Below are 15,841 nucleotides of genomic sequence, written 5' to 3'. Positions count from 1 at the left end.
CATGACCAATCCCGGCTTGCAAATCAAATCCATCATCACCGATCCCCTGACCATTGCTATTGGCGCGTCGGTCTTCCTGCTGCTGGTCGGCGAATTGTTGTCGCCTGGCTTCGCGCAGGGGTCGCAGATCGTGCGGTTGCTGACGATCGCCGCCATTCTCGGCATCGTCGCGGCGGGACAGAACCTCGTGATCCTCGGCGGACGCGAAGGCATCGATCTTTCCGTCGGCGCGATGATTTCGCTCGGCGCGGTCCTTGCCGGCAATATGATGAACGGCCAGAATGCGGGCATCCCGCTCGCCATTCTCGTCGCGGGCGGCGTTCCGTTCCTCATCGGCCTCATCAACGGCCTCGGCATTACCTTCGTGCGCATTCCGCCGCTGGTCATGACACTCGGCATGACGGCAGTGATACAGGGCGGGCTGGTTGTTTATTCGCAGGGCGTTCCGTCAGGTGCGGCAGCCCCCCTTCTGGCGGGCTTCATCAATCGTCCGCTCATCTTCGGTATTCCCGGCGTGCTGTTCGTCTGGCTTGGCATTGCCGCGATCATGCTGTTCGTGCTGCGCCGCACGGCCTTCGGTTTCGCGGTTTACGCCATCGGCTCGAACGAGCGGGCGGCGACGCTTACCGGATTGCCCGTTTCCCTGATCCGCACGCTGCTTTACGGCTTGTCCGGCCTGTTTGCCGGGCTGACCGGGGTCTGCGTGATCGGTTATACCGGCACCTCCTTCATTTCCGTCGGCGACCAATATGTCCTTCCGTCGATCATCGCGGTCGTCATTGGCGGCACTTCGCTTGCCGGCGGTGCGGGCGGCTATGTCGGAACCATGGCCGGGGCGGTTGCGCTCACCATTCTGCAAAGCGTACTGATAACGCTCAACCTCGATGTATGGGCACGGCAGATCATATTCGGTGTCACGTTGTTAGCGCTGATGCTGCTTTATGGCCGCCAAAAGCAGTTGCGTGTGTGACAGATGAGCAAAGACCAAGGTTCGAATATCAGGGAAGTTGCAGCTCTCGCGGGCGTTTCCATCGCGACCGTGTCGCGGGCGCTGCAACAACCCGACAAGGTTCGCCCGGAAACCCGGAAAAAGGTTTTCGACGCCGTCCGGCTGGCAAATTTTGTTCCCAACGCCCAGGCCGCGAGCTTCAGGCGTCAATCCAACAACACCGTCATCCTTCTCGTTCGCGATATCGGCAACCCGTTTTATCTCGAAATCTACAAGGGTGTGGAGGAAGCTGCGGGTGAAGCCGGTTTCAAGGTGCTGATGGGCGACGCCCGCAATGACGAGAACCGCGTGGCGACCCATATCGATATGGTGCGCCAGAAACATGCCGATGGCCTGATCCTGATGACCGGTCAGTTTCCTTCAGAGTTTCTCGATCAGGCCGACACGCTGCCGCCGATCGTCATCGCGTCGGAAACCGTGCCCGGCATCGCGCTGCCCACGGTCAAGGTGGATAACCGCGCCGCTTCCAGAAACGCCGTGCGGCATCTGATCGAGGCGGGGCATAGGGAGATCGTGCATCTTGCCGGTCCGTTCCCGGAGAGTCTGGCGAATGAGCGTTTCGAAGGCTATCGGGATGCGCTGGTTGAAGCCGGTATTGGCTATTCCGACAAGCTGGTGGTGACGGGCGATTACAGTATCGAAGCCGGTCGTCAGGCGATAACCGGCCTTCTCGAAAACGGCATTGCCTTCACTGCGATCTTCGCATCGAGCGACCAGATGGCGATTGGCGCGATCAGCGAGTTGCGGGCGCGTGGCGTTTCGGTTCCGACCGATGTCTCGGTCATTGGCTTCGACGATATCATCTTTGCCAACGCCTTTGAGCCGCCGCTGACGACGGTACGCCAGCCCCGGCAGGAAATGGGCCGCAGGGCCATGGCGCTGATGGTTGACCGGCTGAACGGCAAGCGCACGGCTGAAACCATCGTGCTGGATACGGAGCTGGTGGTGCGCGGCTCGGTCGCGCCCTGCCGCCGCCCGCCGCATCGGTAGCGGCTACGCCGAAATTGTGAATGCAAGGAGTGTAAGGACATGAAGACGATCAAAGGCCCCGCGATTTTCCTCGCGCAATTTGTCGGGGACGAAGCCCCCTTCGACACGCTCGACAATCTCGGCCAATGGGCGGCTTCGCTCGGTTACAAGGGCATCCAGCTGCCGACCGATCCAAAACTCTTCGATCTCGAAAAAGCTGCCTCCTCCAAGACGTACTGCGATGATATCAAGGGTCGTCTGGCCGAGAAAGGCGTCGAGATCACCGAGCTTTCCACCCATATTCAGGGCCAGCTTGTTGCTGTTCATCCCACCTATGATGAAATGTTTGATGGTTTTGCGCCGGCCGAGCTGCGCGGCAAACCGCAGGCGCGGCAGGAATGGGCGGTCAACCAGCTGAAGTGTGCGGCGAAAGCCTCGCAGCATCTTGGCCTCAAAAGCCACGCAACTTTCTCTGGCGCGCTTGCCTGGCCCTTCGTTTATCCGTGGCCGCAGCGTCCGGCTGGTCTTGTCGAAATGGCATTTGCGGAACTGGGCAAGCGCTGGACACCGATTCTCGATGCTTTCGAGGAGAATGGCGTCGATCTCTGCTACGAGCTGCATCCGGGTGAGGACCTGCATGACGGCGTCACCTTCGAGCGTTTTCTCGAGGCCACCGGCAATCATTCACGCGCCAACATTCTCTATGATCCCTCGCATTTCGTGCTTCAGGCGATGGATTATCTTGAGTTCATCGATATTTACCACGAGCGCATCCGCGCCTTTCACGTCAAGGATGCGGAGTTCAATCCGACCGGCCGTTCCGGCGTTTATGGCGGCTATCAGAGCTGGGTCGACCGGCCGGGGCGTTTCCGTTCGCTCGGCGACGGGCATGTCGATTTCGGTGCGGTGTTCTCCAAACTCACCCAATATGACTTCGATGGCTGGGCGGTGCTGGAATGGGAATGCGCGCTGAAACATCCGGAAGATGGGGCGCGTGAAGGTGCGGGCTTTATTGAAAACCACATCATCCGCGTGACTGAGCGGGCTTTCGACGATTTCGCCAAGAGCGGCGTCGATGATGCCGCCAACCGTCGCCTTCTTGGACTTTGAAAGGGATAGCCATGTCTTCCGGCACAAAAAAATTCGATAGCCGCCGTATCCGTCTCGGTATGGTGGGTGGTGGTCAGGGCGCTTTTATCGGCGCTGTGCATCGCATCGCCGCAAGGCTGGACGACCGTTATGAACTGGTGGCCGGCGCGCTTTCCTCTGATGCGGCCCGCGCTAGCGCTTCTGCGACCCTGCTTGGCATTGGGCCGGAGCGCTCTTATGCGTCGTTTGAGGACATGGCTGCGGCCGAAGCCGGACGTGAAGACGGCATTGAGGCAGTCGCAATCGTCACGCCAAACCATCTGCATTTCGCCCCGGCCAAGGCGTTTCTCGAAGCTGGCATCCACGTCATCTGCGACAAGCCCGTCACCGCGACGATGGACGAGGCGAGGGCGCTTGCCAAGATCGTCGGCGCATCCGACCGGCTGTTCATTCTCACGCATAATTACACCGGCTATGCCATGCTGCGGCAGATGCGGGAGATGGTGGCGAATGGCGATATCGGCAAGCTGCGCCATGTTCAGGCGGAATATGCGCAGGACTGGCTGACCGAAGCGGTGGAAAAGACCGGCGCGAAGGGTGCGGAATGGCGCACCGACCCCAGCCGCTCCGGCGCGGGCGGGGCAATCGGCGATATCGGCACCCATGCCTTCAACGCCGCCGCCTTCGTGACGGGTGAAATCCCGACGAGCCTTTATGCCGATCTGACCTCGTTCGTGCCGGGCCGGCAGCTGGATGACAGCGCCAATATTCTGTTGCGTTACGACAGCGGCGCGAAGGGGATGCTCTGGGCGAGCCAGATCGCGGTCGGCAATGAAAATGCGCTGTCGCTCAGGGTCTATGGCGACAGGGGCGGACTTGAGTGGCACCACCGGATACCAGACGAGCTGTGGTTTACGCCTTATGGAGAGCCGAAACGGCTTATCACCCGTAACGGCGCGGGGGCAGGTGCTGCCGCCAACCGTGTCAGCCGCGTGCCATCCGGGCACCCGGAGGGATATCTCGAGGGTTTTGCGACGATTTACCGCGAAGCCGCAGACGCAATCATCGCAAAAAGGGAGGCAAAGACAGCCGCCGGGGATGTGATTTATCCCGGCATAGAGGACGGCCTTGCGGGTCTCGCATTCATCGATGCGGCCGTTCGGTCCAGCCGGACCTCGTCCTGGGTAGGGATAGACATCTAGATCATCGCATGCCGAGGACAGACGACGCAGGGCACAGGAGGCGGTGCCCGGCATGACCCGGTCAGAAGGCCGGGAAACGCGTGGGCACACGTGTCGTCACATTGATCAAACGGAAAGGGAGTTACGCGTTTGAAAACGTTCAAGTCAAAATTCGCAAGCATGGCAGTCGTCGTCGCATTGGCGGCCGGTATCGCAAACCCGGTTTTTGCTGAAGACAGCAAGACACTGCCGATCGCCGCGCAGATGTACACATTGCGCAATGCGGGAACACTTGAGGAGCAGCTTGCCATCCTCAACCGCGCCGGCGTTTCCGCCGTGGAAACGGTGGACATGCAGAAGGTCAGCGCCAGCGAGCTGAACGCGCTTCTGGAAAAGCACAAGATCAAGGTCATTTCCTCGCATGTACCGATCGACAAGCTGCGCGGCAACCTCGATGAGGTTATCACCGAGCAGAAGGCCGTCGGCAACCCGGTCGTGACCGTGCCGTTCCTGAAACCCGAAGATCGCCCGAAGGACGCCGCTGGCTGGACCGCCTTCGGCAAGGAGCTTGGTGGATATGCCGACAAGCTGTCTGCGGCGGGCCTCTCCATGGCTTACCACAACCACGACTTTGAAATGGTCAAGTTCGACGGCAAGACGGCGCTTGAGCTGCTGCTCAATGCTGCCGGCCCGAAGCTGCAGAGCGAACTCGACGTCGCCTGGGTGGCGCGCAGCGGCAATGATCCGGCTGAGTTCCTCGGCACGTTGAAGGGCCGGGTTTTTGCCATCCACGCCAAGGATAATGCGCCTGCGGGCACGGCGGAAAACGAGCGCGGCTTTGCAACGCTTGGAACCGGCGTTCTCGACTGGAAGGCAATTCTGCCGGCGGCCAAGCAGGCCGGCGTCAAGTGGTTCATCCTTGAACACGACCTTCCGCTCGATGCCGAAGCTGTCGTGACCAAGGGGAACGCGTTCCTCAATGAACGCCTGCCGACCCTTCAGTAATCACTGCCAGTAAAACCAGAACCGCTCCCCGGCGGCCGGTTTCGCCGGGGCGCATGAGGTTCGACAGACGCATACCCAGTTTCCGCCGCACCGCGACGGGAAACGCTACGTCTTGTCGCTTTTTTCTACGTACACATCGGAGGAGTTATCATGGCGAACAATCATTATGATGCGATTGTTGTCGGCTCAGGTATCAGTGGAGGCTGGGCCGTAAAGGAACTCACGGAAAAGGGCCTGAAGGTCCTGCTGCTGGAGCGCGGCCGCAACATCGAGCACATCACCGACTATCAGAATGCGGACAAGGAAGCCTGGGATTATCCCCATCGCAACCGCGCCACGCAGGAGATGAAGGCGAAATACCCCGTTCTCAGCCGCGATTATCTGCTGGAAGAAGCCACGCTCGGCATGTGGGCCGATGAGCAGGAAACGCCCTATGTCGAAGAAAAACGCTTCGACTGGTTCCGCGGTTATCACGTCGGTGGCCGTTCGCTGCTCTGGGGACGCCAGACTTATCGCTGGTCGCAGACCGATTTCGAGGCCAATGCGAAAGACGGCATCGCCGTCGACTGGCCCATCCGCTATGAGGACGTCTCTCCGTGGTATGATTATGTCGAGCGTTTTGCCGGCATTTCCGGCAGCCGAGAAGGGCTGGATATTCTTCCCGATGGTGAATTTTTGCCGCCCATTCCGCTCAACTTCGTCGAGCAGGATGTTGCCAGCCGGCTGAAGAAAGCTTTCAAAGGTACGCGCCACCTCATTAATTCGCGTTGCGCCAACATCACCCAGGAACTTCCGGATCAGGAACGCACCCGCTGTCAATTCCGCAACAAGTGTCGGTTGGGCTGTCCCTTCGGCGGTTATTTCAGCACGCAGGCATCGACCCTGCCTGCGGCGGTCGCTACCGGCAATCTCACTTTGCGACCTTTCTCTATCGTCAAGGAAATCCTCTACGACAAGGACAAGAAGAAGGCGCGTGGCGTCGAGATCATCGATGCCGAGACGAACCTGACCTATGAATATACCGCCGACATCATCTTCCTCAACGCATCGACGCTGAACTCGACATGGGTATTGATGAATTCCGCCACCGACGTCTGGGAGGGCGGGCTTGGAAGCAGCTCCGGCGAACTCGGCCATAACGTGATGGACCACCATTTCCGCATGGGGGCCACCGGCCAGGTTGAGGGTTTCGATGATTTCTATTTCAAGGGCCGCCGCCCGGCGGGCTTCTATATTCCCCGCTTCCGCAACACCGGCGACGACAAGCGCAAATATCTGCGCGGGTTCGGTTATCAGGGATCCGCCAGCCGGTCGCGCTGGGAGCGGGAAATCGCCGAACTCAACATCGGCGCCGATTATAAGGAGGCGCTGACCCAGCCGGGCGGCTGGACGATCGGCATGACCGCCTTCGGCGAAATGCTGCCGTATCATGAGAACCGCGTGAAGCTGGATCAGGACAAGAAGGACAAATGGGGCCTTCCCGTCCTGTCGATGAATGTCGAGATGAAGCAGAACGAACTCGATATGCGCGAGGACATGGTCAATGACGCAGTCGAGATGTTCGAGGCGGTCGGCATCAAGAACGTCAAGCCCTCGCGGGGCACCTACGCCCCCGGCATGGGCATTCATGAAATGGGAACGGCCCGCATGGGGCGCGACCCGAAAACCTCCGTCCTCAACGGCAATAACCAGGTCTGGGATGCGCCGAATGTCTTCGTGACCGACGGTGCCTGCATGACCTCGGCCTCCTGCGTCAACCCGTCCTTGACCTATATGGCGCTGACGGCGCGTGCCGCCGAGTTTGCCGTTTCCGAACGCAAGAAGGGGAACCTGTGATGAACAGACGCGAACTGCTGAAACTGATAGCCATTGCCACCGGCCTTCCGCTGATCGGCGCGGATATCCTCACGGCTGCGGAAAACGCCGCCAAGCCCGCCGGCGGCCATGTGTTCAGCCCGGAGGATATCCGGTTTCTGGATGAGGTTGCGGAAACCATTATTCCCCGCACGTCCACGCCGGGTGCAAAGGATGCCGCTGTCGGCGCATTCATGGCGGTTTACGCGGCCGATTGTTATACCGAGGAGCAGCGGACACTCTTCCTCTCGGCAATCCCCGAAATCGAGAAGCGCAGTCAGGCCGAGCACAAAAAGGCATTTCTGGAGTTGACGGATCAGCAGCGGCAGACGCTGCTTGCGGCGCTGGACAAACAGGCCAAGGCGGAACAGACGCCGACCGCTCCGCACGCCTTCACACTCGTCAAGCAATTGACGCTGCTCGGTTTCTTCACCTCGAAGATCGGCGCGACGGAAGTTCTCGTTTATGACGAGATCCCCGGCGGTTTCGAAGATCGTGTGCCCTACAAAAAGGGCACGCCCGCGTGGGGTACGACCTGAACTGAGCAACCTACGGCCCGTCCGCCTTTGCGGGCGGGCCGTATTCATGCGGCAAGACAAGGATGACACGATGCGCAATACAACAATCATCGCGGCGGCAATGCTCGCGGCAAGCGCCATTCCCGCTCTCTCGGAGGGCGATGTTGCCAAGGGGGAGGCGGTGTTCAAGCGCTGTTCCGCCTGCCACGCCATTGGCGAGGGCGCCAAAAACCGGGTTGGCCCACAGCTTAACGGCATCATTGGCCGCGCTGCCGGTGGCGTATCGGACTATAATTATTCGAGTGCGATGAAAAAAGCGAGCGAGGACGGTCTCGTCTGGACACCGGAGGAATTGCGGGATTTCCTGAGCGCGCCGAAAAAGAAAATACCTGGAAACAAGATGGCGCTGGCCGGCATCAGCAAGTCGGAAGATCTGGACAACCTCATCACCTATATCGAAAGCGTGGCTTCGAAACCGGCCGAGTGACAACGAAAAGGTGGGGCGCGACGAGACCAGGGATACGCCCAATTATACTTGGCTTGTTTCGCCCTCTGCCAGCTGGGCAAGCCCCGGCAGATTGCACACCAGCAGCTTCTGCCGCCCTCCCTGCACCAGTCCCTTGGACTCCCAGCTGGAAAGGATGCGCGAGACCGTGTGCAGCGTCGTGCCGGTCATCTCGGCGATGTCCTGACGCGAGATCGGGAAATCGATACGGATGCCGTCCTCCTCCTTGCGTCCCGCCTGCTGCGAAAGACGCAGCACGGCATGGGCCACCCGGCGCTCCACTTCCTGTGTCGACATTTCGCGGATGCGCGTGTGGGCTTCTTCAAGACGCTGGCCGATGGTCTGCATGGCGGAGACGGCGAGATGCGGGTTCTGCTCGACAAATTGCGGCCAGAGGTCCGTCTGCCACGACAGGATGACGCTTTCGGCAGCTGTCGTGGCTGTGCCGGGATAATCGGACCGTTGCAGTGCTCGCGCGAAACCGAAGAGATCACCGGGATGCACCATACGCACGATGATCTGCTGACCGTCATGCGTCACCTGCGTCACCTTCAGGCGGCCGTGGATGAGCAGGAAGAAATGTGTTGCCGATTGGCCCTGCTCGAAAATGGCTTCGCCCGGCGGCACCAGCCGGGATGTGGCGTGGGTCAGCAGTCCGTCCAGCTCATCGTCGGCCATCTTGGCAAACAAGGCCAGCGACCGGATGACGCTTCGGTCAATCTTCACTTGCACCCTCTCCGGTGATTGGACGATCCTCAGGATGATTGCATTGGCAATCGGAGATCGGCCTTTTCTGTATTGTCAGCATACAGCACTATCACCGGCGGCAGAAGATCAAATGATATGAATCAAGCGCTTGTTTTAATTGATGAATATCAAGAAAACAGGGTGGTGGCACGAAGCTTTTCGAGAAGCGGCGCATACCACCGTGTGTCCTTTACCAGCCGGAAACCGAGATTGTCCGGCGGTACGCCGACGGCGCAGCCGCCGCTTTTCGGGTTTTTGACGAAGGCGCTCATCGCCGCCCGGTGTTTTCCCGAAGCGACCGGGATACCGCAGGAGGCGACGCTATCGATTGCCTCACCATCCTTGCCGAGCGTCACACGGTGGCTGCAGCTCGATGTCCATTCCCAGACATTGCCGCCGAAATCGGCAAGGCCATATTCGTTTTCGCCGAAGCTGCCATAGGATTGCGGAACGGGATTGCCCGAGGCCTTGCGGCTGGTCTGCCGCTCGTAATCGGCCAGCCAGCGCAAAGCCGGGTTCTCACTGTCCGCGGCGACACCGAGCGTCTCATCCGGGAAAAGTGACCCGGCGGCAAAGGCAAGTTCGGCGTCGCTCGGCAGACGCCAGACAGCGCCTGTCCGCTCGCTCAGCCATTTGGCATAAGCGCGGGCATCATCCTGGCTGATGCCGGTTGCCGGTATCTCGCCGCCGACCGGAGCGGCAAAGCCGGGTTCCGGCTGCTGGCAGCCGCCTTCCGCCACGCAGCGCGCATAATCCGCGCTCGATACCTGATATTTCATGATCGTCAAATTTTGCCGTATCGCCACGTCGACCATCGGGCCATCGACGGCATAACCATTGCGAAAATATTCGCCCTCCGCCCGGTATCTGAAACTGGCCGGCGGAACGGTGACGACCTGAGGCGCGGTCATGACTGCGCGTGGATCGGTGCCGCTGCGGATGATCCCTGACTGGAAGCCGATGGCCGCCGCCAGCAGTGTGGCAAGCGAGAGCGGCAAAAGAAGCGAGACTGTATTTGGGAAAAGGCTGTTGCCGGGAATGCCCATGGGAACCTGCCTGCGTTGCGGGAACGCTAAAGTTCGGGCCTGCGTTCAGGCCGGATAAAGCCGGAGGGGAAGCGCGCCGCACCTCATGCTGGCGGCGCGCCGCTGGTCGTGTCAGATGCTCGACGGGGCGAGCACCGCCTGCATCAGGCTGTTGTTCCACTCACCCGTTACCTTGAAATGGCCGGCCGCGCCCAGTTCGAAGGCCTCGATGAGGTTGTGGTTGACATAGGCATAGATGCCGGGCTGCTCGAAGGTGTAGAAGGCCGCACCCGCCGTGCCGCCGGGAATGAACCAGGTTTCCTGGTCGAGATCAGGCGGGTTGCGGAATTTGCCGGTGGCCCAGACATAATCGCCATGGCCGCCGATAAGATGCGGGCGGGTATCACGGTTGGCCTGCGAATGGACGATCAGCACCTTTTCACCGACTGCGGCCTGAAGGGCGTGTTCCCCGGTCAGGGCGCCGACTGCGCCGTTAAAGACGATGTGGGTTGGCGTCAGCGTGCGCATCACCTCCAGCGTATCTGCCATGGCGTCGCCGGCGCTTTCATATTTCTTGAAATTGCCGTTCTCGTCACGCGGGATGTAGAAGTCCTGCTCGCCGACATAATAGACCTTGTCATAAACAAGCTCCTTGCCGTGGCCGTCGGTCAGGCCCTCACGCGGCAGCACCATGATCGCGCCGTTCATGCCCGAGGTGACGTGCCACGGCACCATGCCGGGAGGTGCGCAGTGATAGACGAAGACGCCGGCCTTGGTCGCCTTGAAGCGCAGGATCGCTTTTTCACCGGGGTTGACGATGGTCAGCCCGCCGCCGCCGAGCGCCCCGGTGGCCGAATGGAAATCTATATTGTGCTGTAGCTCGTTGGTATCGGGGTTGATGAGGGTCAGTTCGACATAGTCGTCCTGATGCACGACCATCAAGGGGCCGGGAACCGAACCGTTGAACGTCATGGCGTGAACTTCGGTACCCTTGTCGTCGAGGACCATCTTCTGCTCTTTGATCGTCAGCGTGAACTCGACGATCTTCGGTCCGCCTTCGGCTTTTTGCGTATGGGCGTGTACGAAGGGCGGTTTGACGAGATCAACCTTTACGCGAGGTAGCGCTGCAATCTCCGCGCTCGTCAATGGCTTGGCTGCGGCCTTCTTTTCCTCTGCCGCGCTTGCTGCCGAAGGCATGATCATGGGTGCTACAGCCCCTGCAAATGCTGCGCCTGCGAGAATATTACGCCGTGTGATGTGGAACCCGTCCGTCATCATATTTCTCCTGTCCCTCTTAGGGCAGAGCATCTTTCGCTCTGTCACAACATTTGTAGCGGAGATGCAGAAATACAATTTGAGATGGAACAAACTACCCTGGCGGCGACCTGCGACATTTTGGCAGTCGATTGAGGACCGGTGCGGAAGCGTTGCACCTCCTCTTTGCCTGTTCGCAAAGAAGCTGGACGGGCTTGGGTCTAGACATATGTCAAGACCAAGCAAGGAGCATTATAATGAGTGGCAGCGAAACCGTTCTCACCCAAGGGCGGCCCCGGCCCAAGGGCGGCATTCCAAGAGGGCTGGCGCGCACCGGCCCGGTTATCTTTTCTTACGGCTTCCGGCCGTTTTTCCTCGGCGGCGCCATCTGGGCGATCGTGGCGATGGTGTTGTGGATCGCAGCCCTTTCCGGCTTCGTCGACCTTGGCGGGGATTATGGTGCACCGAACTGGCATGCCCATGAGATGCTGTTCGGTTTCGCTTCGGCGGTGCTGGCGGGCTTTCTTCTGACGGCTGTGCCGAACTGGACGGGGCGGCTGCCGGTATCGGGCAAACCTTTGGTGTGGCTGTTTGCGCTCTGGTGTGCCGGCCGGCTTTTCCTGCTCGTGCCGGACACGGTGGGCGTGGTCACCGCCGCAGCCGTGGACGGGCTTTTCCTGCCGGCACTTCTAACGATCTGCGCGCGCGAGGTCATTGCCGGGCGCAAATGGAAGGACCTGAAGGTGCTGGGCGGGCTTCTGGCGCTTTCCGTCGCCAATATCGTATTCCACGTTGCTGCGATTGGGGGCGATCATAGCCTGATCGCGACCCGCCTGGCGGTCTCGGCCTATACCGTGCTCGTCATCATCGTCGGCGGCCGTATCGTGCCGAGTTTTACCCGCAACTGGCTGAACCGTTTCGGTCGCACGGATTTCCCCGTTCCTTATAACGGTTTCGATACCGCCGCCATTCTGACTGGCATCGCAGCGCTGGCCGTCTGGACAATAGAACCCGAGAGCATCTTGGCCGTACCCACGGCACTTCTGGCGGCATTCATGCACGCCGTGCGTCTGATCCGCTGGCGCGGCTGGACGACATGGCCGGAGCAGGTGCTGGTGGTGCTGCATGTGGCCTATGCCTTCATTCCCGTCGGTTTCATCACCATAGCGCTGGCGGCTCTTGACGTCATGGACACACGCTCCGTCCTGCATATCTTCACCGTCGGGGTCATCGGCTGCATGATGCTTGCTGTCATGACGAGAGCAAGCCTTGGTCATACCGGGCGCAAGCTTGCGGCCAGCAGGGTTACCATTGCCGCTTATGTGGCGCTGATCGCCTGCGCGCTGCTGAGACCGGCAGCCGAGTTCTTCCCCGGTGCGATGATGCATCTTTACGCCTGCTCCGCGCTTCTCTGGATCGTGGGCTTCGGTCTCTTCTGCATCGAATATGGGCCGATCCTGATGCGGGAACGCAAACCGCTGAAAGCATAGAAGGCTTTATCGCGACACCGCCAAAACAAAACGCCCCGGAAGCAATTTCCAGGGCGTTTCGTTTTCGAGGGACTTGATATCCCGCCTAATGCGCGCCCACACCGGCACGGATAAAGATGCGAAACGCCGTGCGCGCCTCGTCGAAATTGCCGGCCCATTGATGGCCCCGGGCCAGAAGTTCCGGATAAAGAAAGGTCGGCTCCTGCGGCATCAACACGAAGATCACGGCGCCCGGCGGAAGACGGCCGAGTGCGGCAAGCGTGCGGCTCGCCTGGCCTTCCGCCGTCTCATCGCTCAGATCGAGATAGATGACCGGATCGGGCCATATCTGCGGCTCCTCGGCATTGCCAGCAAGCGCCGGCGAAACGGAAATCTGTTCGGTCTCAGTGGATTGCGGCGTAAACAGCACTTCCCAGTCACCGCCGCCGATTTCTCTCACCTGATGGTCGAAACCGCGCTCGGCCATTACCTTGAACAGCGGAACGGGCCGGAAGGTGGCGTATAAGCGCAGCGCCTCACCGGGAGCAAGCCCGGCCACGGCTTCCATGATGGCCGGAAACGGCTCGCCGCCGCTCCGCAAAAGCGGCCGGACATCGAGTTCCCTGATCATTTCCGTCATTGCTTCACCTCATCTGTCGGCTGGCGGCGGCATGGGCCGTCCGCCAGAGGTCTTTTCACCACATCGCCGGGGCAGGGGTCAATGTTCGGATCCGCAGCAGCATTCGCAGCCGGACATATCGTCCTCGGAACCTTCGGCCTGTTCTTCCAGCCGGCCGATATCGAGACGCCAGACTTCCGGACCCTGTTCGAGATATTCCCAGCCGAACTGGCCGGGGAAATTGGTGGCCAGCTGGTAGAGCAGCGGACGGGGATCGTGATCGCTGGTGATCTGCAGCGATTGACCTTCGGTCAATGCGCCAAGCGCGCCGAAAATGCGCGGATGGCGTTCGCGAGGCGGAATGATGCGCACATCTATATTGGTTGTGGTCTGGGCTTCGGACATAGGCTGGCTCCATGGCCGCGCATAGTGGGAATGTCCGGCGGTGCGGCCGGCCGGCGGACTGGAAAAACCTATCCGCCGTGCCGTCTGGCGACATTGTTGCCGCGCAAATAAACCTGAGATTCGTCAGATTAGAGCATTTCCAGCAAAAGTGCGGAGCGGTTTTGCGTCCGGACAATGCGTAAAAACAAAGAGTTAGAACGTTTTCGCGTTTCAAAGAAAAGCGGAATCGCTCGAGGTCTCAGCCGGCGAGGTTGCGATAGATCGCCGGCAGCGCCGATGGCAGCTTCGCTATTCTGTTGACGATGGCATAGCCGTTCTGGCCGAACATGGCCGGAATATAGGACTGCGCCTTGCTATCGACAGTGACGCCGAAAACGCTGACGCCCGAGCGTCGCGCCTCGGAAACCGCGCGGCGGCTGTCCTCGATGGCGAAGCGGCCCTCATAATGGTCGACATCATTCGGCTTGCCATCCGTCAGCAGCAGAAGCAGCTTGCGGCGTTCCGGTCTTTCACGCAGCTTGGCGCTGGCATGACGGATGGCGGGGCCGATGCGGGTGTAGAAACCGGGCTTTAGCGCCGCAATGCGACGCTCGATAGTGTGGCCCATCGGCTCATCGAAATCCTTCACCGTTTCCACCCGCACCCACGAACGACGGCGGGAGGTGAAGGTCAGGATCGAGTGGCTGTCGCCGCAGGCGGAAAGCCCGTGGGCAAGCACCAGCAGGGCTTCCTTCTCCACATCGAGCACCCGGTGATTGTCGAACCAGGCATCGGTGGACAGGGATACATCGACGAGGATCGTTACGGCAAGATCATGCGCCTGCGGGCGGCTTGCCATATGAATGCGGTCGCTGCCCTGTCCTCCGGCGGCGATATCGCTTCTGGCGCGAACCACGGCGTCAAGATCGAGATCGTTACCGTCGAGCTGGGCGCGCAGCATTTCGTGGCGTGGCCTCAGCACCTCGAATTGCCGCCTGACGCGGCGGATGAGGCTTTTGGTGTCCGGGTCGGGTTCCGGTGCCGTCTCGGCGTCCTTCGCCGGTCCGGCAATGACCCGGCAATGGTCGGCGAGATAGGCGCCGCTGCGATAATCCCATTCGGGATAGGTCAGTTCCGCCGTCAGCGGCGTATGGTTCAGCGCTTCGGGTGGCAGGTCGAGATCGAAACGGAAGCGGGCGGAAGGTCTTCCCTTTCTTTCACCCAGCGTCATATCGTCAAGCTCATCCGCCGCACTGCCGTCGGCATCGTCGCTGTCGTCACCCGGCCGGTCGACATTGACCATCTCCGCCATGGCGAGGATTTTTTCGAAACGGTTGAGAATGAAGGGGCTGCGTTCGGTTTGGCGATTCTCGGCCTTTTCGCGCACGGCAATATGGCGAGCTGCTTCCGCACTCTGCGGCGCTGCATTGGAGGCCGGCTGGTCCTCGCCTTGCCGGGCCTCGGATGTTTCTCGCAGCAGCGTATCCGGCCACAGCGGCACCGGCAGCATCGGCAGATAACGCGGCGGGGCCTTTTCCGGGAAGCCGGCGGGCGGCGTATGGCCCTCGATCCCTGCTGCATCGGCCAGCATGGAAAGCACCCGTTGTTCCACCTGCTGCTCCGTCTGGGGCAGCGGCCGCTTCTGGCGCACCGCGAGCATCGCGGCGCAAAGCCGGCGATAACGGGTCTTCATGCCGGGAAACGCATGGGTGACGGCTTTTGCCAGCTCTGTGGCGCGGTCGAGCCGGGCAAGATCGTTGCGAAGCGGGTCGGCGGCCATGACTGGTTCAAGCGGCATCAGTGCCATGGCAGCAGCGAGCCAGAGATAGAGATCGCGGTTGAGGCGGCGGTCGGGAAACAGATCGAGTACGGGCGGCAACATCAGCGTGGCGTGATCGCGGCCCGGCTGGGCCAGCTTTTCTTCCCCAAGGCCCATGCGCTGACGAAGCCTTAGTCGGTGCGTGGAGGTACGGGCGCGGGCCGGCGCGATCTGCACCGCATGTTCACCACCAAAACCGCGGAAACAGATGGCCAGCACGGCCTGCATATCCTCCAGCTTCACGGCGTGATCCGGGAAGCGCAGCCATGTGCCGGTTTCGCCGATCAGCCTGTGCCAGGCGCGGCCGACGGTTTCTTCCAGTTCCAGAAAGTCCAGCATGGTTTATCCTTCATGGCATCGGACCGGAATGCGCGGGGCCACCGCGCATTCCGGT

The 15,841-nt window shown here is 60.6% G+C and carries 15 protein-coding genes; 9 read left to right on the top strand and 6 right to left on the bottom strand.

Annotated elements, in window-relative coordinates:
* Position 1: 1 nt before the first annotated feature.
* From JZX89_RS13155 to JZX89_RS13120, 8 genes are all read left to right on the top strand, one after another.
* Entirely contained in the window at positions 2-970 is a 969-nt protein-coding gene (locus JZX89_RS13155) for an ABC transporter permease (protein WP_149900810.1), read from the top strand.
* Between the two features lie 3 nt (positions 971-973).
* On the top strand, positions 974-1,999 hold the full coding sequence (locus JZX89_RS13150) for a LacI family DNA-binding transcriptional regulator (RefSeq protein WP_174374517.1): 1,026 nt from the start codon (positions 974-976) through the stop codon (positions 1,997-1,999).
* A gap of 39 nt (positions 2,000-2,038) precedes the next feature.
* Positions 2,039-3,088, top strand: a complete 1,050-nt coding sequence (locus JZX89_RS13145) for a sugar phosphate isomerase/epimerase family protein (protein ID WP_207134296.1) — start codon at positions 2,039-2,041, stop codon at positions 3,086-3,088.
* 11 nt (positions 3,089-3,099) lie between these two features.
* Complete coding sequence (locus tag JZX89_RS13140; RefSeq protein WP_207134295.1) at positions 3,100-4,269, top strand: Gfo/Idh/MocA family protein; 1,170 nt, start codon at positions 3,100-3,102, stop codon at positions 4,267-4,269.
* A 129-nt stretch (positions 4,270-4,398) separates the two neighbouring features.
* Positions 4,399-5,253 carry a sugar phosphate isomerase/epimerase family protein gene (locus tag JZX89_RS13135; protein ID WP_194287676.1) on the top strand — a complete coding sequence of 285 codons (855 nt, stop codon included), beginning with the start codon at positions 4,399-4,401 and terminating at the stop codon, positions 5,251-5,253.
* 150 nt (positions 5,254-5,403) lie between these two features.
* On the top strand, positions 5,404-7,089 hold the full coding sequence (locus JZX89_RS13130; RefSeq protein ID WP_207134294.1) for a GMC oxidoreductase: 1,686 nt from the start codon (positions 5,404-5,406) through the stop codon (positions 7,087-7,089).
* Positions 7,089-7,646: a gluconate 2-dehydrogenase subunit 3 family protein gene (locus JZX89_RS13125; protein ID WP_207134293.1), complete on the top strand. Its 558-nt coding sequence runs from the start codon at positions 7,089-7,091 to the stop codon at positions 7,644-7,646. Before JZX89_RS13130 ends, JZX89_RS13125 begins: the two co-directional genes overlap by 1 nt.
* A gap of 70 nt (positions 7,647-7,716) precedes the next feature.
* Entirely contained in the window at positions 7,717-8,112 is a 396-nt protein-coding gene (locus tag JZX89_RS13120; protein WP_207134292.1) for a c-type cytochrome, read from the top strand.
* A 42-nt stretch (positions 8,113-8,154) separates the two neighbouring features.
* Here the strand turns inward: JZX89_RS13120 and JZX89_RS13115 are convergent, their stop codons facing one another.
* The 3 genes from JZX89_RS13115 to nirK all read right to left on the bottom strand — a co-directional run bounded on the left by JZX89_RS13115 (position 8,155) and on the right by nirK (position 11,177).
* Positions 8,155-8,856, bottom strand: coding sequence for a Crp/Fnr family transcriptional regulator (locus JZX89_RS13115; protein WP_137454302.1), 702 nt, complete (start codon positions 8,854-8,856; stop codon positions 8,155-8,157).
* 149 nt (positions 8,857-9,005) lie between these two features.
* Positions 9,006-9,923, bottom strand: a complete 918-nt coding sequence (locus JZX89_RS13110; RefSeq protein WP_207134291.1) for an SUMF1/EgtB/PvdO family nonheme iron enzyme — start codon at positions 9,921-9,923, stop codon at positions 9,006-9,008.
* 111 nt (positions 9,924-10,034) lie between these two features.
* On the bottom strand, positions 10,035-11,177 hold the full coding sequence (nirK, locus tag JZX89_RS13105; RefSeq protein WP_153515876.1) for a copper-containing nitrite reductase: 1,143 nt from the start codon (positions 11,175-11,177) through the stop codon (positions 10,035-10,037).
* 236 nt (positions 11,178-11,413) lie between these two features.
* Between nirK and JZX89_RS13100 the strand changes: the two genes are divergently transcribed.
* Positions 11,414-12,646 (top strand): NnrS family protein, encoded by a 1,233-nt coding sequence (locus tag JZX89_RS13100; protein WP_207134290.1) that lies wholly within the window; start codon positions 11,414-11,416, stop codon positions 12,644-12,646.
* Between the two features lie 85 nt (positions 12,647-12,731).
* Here JZX89_RS13100 and JZX89_RS13095 read toward each other — a convergent pair whose 3' ends face one another.
* The 3 genes from JZX89_RS13095 to JZX89_RS13085 form a co-directional block, all read right to left on the bottom strand.
* The gene (locus tag JZX89_RS13095) at positions 12,732-13,265 is read right to left on the bottom strand and encodes a DUF2249 domain-containing protein (protein WP_207134289.1); all 534 of its coding nucleotides are present in this window, start codon (positions 13,263-13,265) and stop codon (positions 12,732-12,734) included.
* A 78-nt stretch (positions 13,266-13,343) separates the two neighbouring features.
* On the bottom strand, positions 13,344-13,649 hold the full coding sequence (locus tag JZX89_RS13090; protein ID WP_207134288.1) for a DUF2249 domain-containing protein: 306 nt from the start codon (positions 13,647-13,649) through the stop codon (positions 13,344-13,346).
* Between the two features lie 238 nt (positions 13,650-13,887).
* A complete protein-coding gene (locus tag JZX89_RS13085) occupies positions 13,888-15,786 on the bottom strand; it encodes a nitric oxide reductase activation protein NorD (RefSeq protein ID WP_207134287.1) in 1,899 nt (632 codons plus the stop codon).
* Positions 15,787-15,841: the final 55 nt, after the last annotated feature.

It is taken from the genome of Agrobacterium burrii, assembly GCF_017313405.1.
GTDB lineage: Bacteria > Pseudomonadota > Alphaproteobacteria > Rhizobiales > Rhizobiaceae > Agrobacterium > Agrobacterium burrii.
The sequence above is the reverse complement of the archived record's forward strand: the minus strand, read 5'-3'. Positions and strand labels throughout refer to the sequence as shown.

Bases quoted from the DNA above. Each gene is read 5' to 3' on its own strand.
- JZX89_RS13130 (WP_207134294.1), top strand. From the start codon at position 5,404: ATGGCGAACAATCATTATGATGCGATTGTTGTCGGCTCAGGTATCAGT.
- JZX89_RS13110 (WP_207134291.1), bottom strand. From the start codon at position 9,923: ATGGGCATTCCCGGCAACAGCCTTTTCCCAAATACAGTCTCGCTTCTT.
- JZX89_RS13100 (WP_207134290.1), top strand. From the start codon at position 11,414: ATGAGTGGCAGCGAAACCGTTCTCACCCAAGGGCGGCCCCGGCCCAAG.
- JZX89_RS13145 (WP_207134296.1), top strand. From the start codon at position 2,039: ATGAAGACGATCAAAGGCCCCGCGATTTTCCTCGCGCAATTTGTCGGG.
- JZX89_RS13090 (WP_207134288.1), bottom strand. From the start codon at position 13,649: ATGTCCGAAGCCCAGACCACAACCAATATAGATGTGCGCATCATTCCG.
- JZX89_RS13140 (WP_207134295.1), top strand. From the start codon at position 3,100: ATGTCTTCCGGCACAAAAAAATTCGATAGCCGCCGTATCCGTCTCGGT.
- JZX89_RS13085 (WP_207134287.1), bottom strand. From the start codon at position 15,786: ATGCTGGACTTTCTGGAACTGGAAGAAACCGTCGGCCGCGCCTGGCAC.
- JZX89_RS13095 (WP_207134289.1), bottom strand. From the start codon at position 13,265: ATGACGGAAATGATCAGGGAACTCGATGTCCGGCCGCTTTTGCGGAGC.
- nirK (WP_153515876.1), bottom strand. From the start codon at position 11,177: ATGACGGACGGGTTCCACATCACACGGCGTAATATTCTCGCAGGCGCA.
- JZX89_RS13155 (WP_149900810.1), top strand. From the start codon at position 2: ATGACCAATCCCGGCTTGCAAATCAAATCCATCATCACCGATCCCCTG.
- JZX89_RS13125 (WP_207134293.1), top strand. From the start codon at position 7,089: ATGAACAGACGCGAACTGCTGAAACTGATAGCCATTGCCACCGGCCTT.
- JZX89_RS13150 (WP_174374517.1), top strand. From the start codon at position 974: ATGAGCAAAGACCAAGGTTCGAATATCAGGGAAGTTGCAGCTCTCGCG.
- JZX89_RS13120 (WP_207134292.1), top strand. From the start codon at position 7,717: ATGCGCAATACAACAATCATCGCGGCGGCAATGCTCGCGGCAAGCGCC.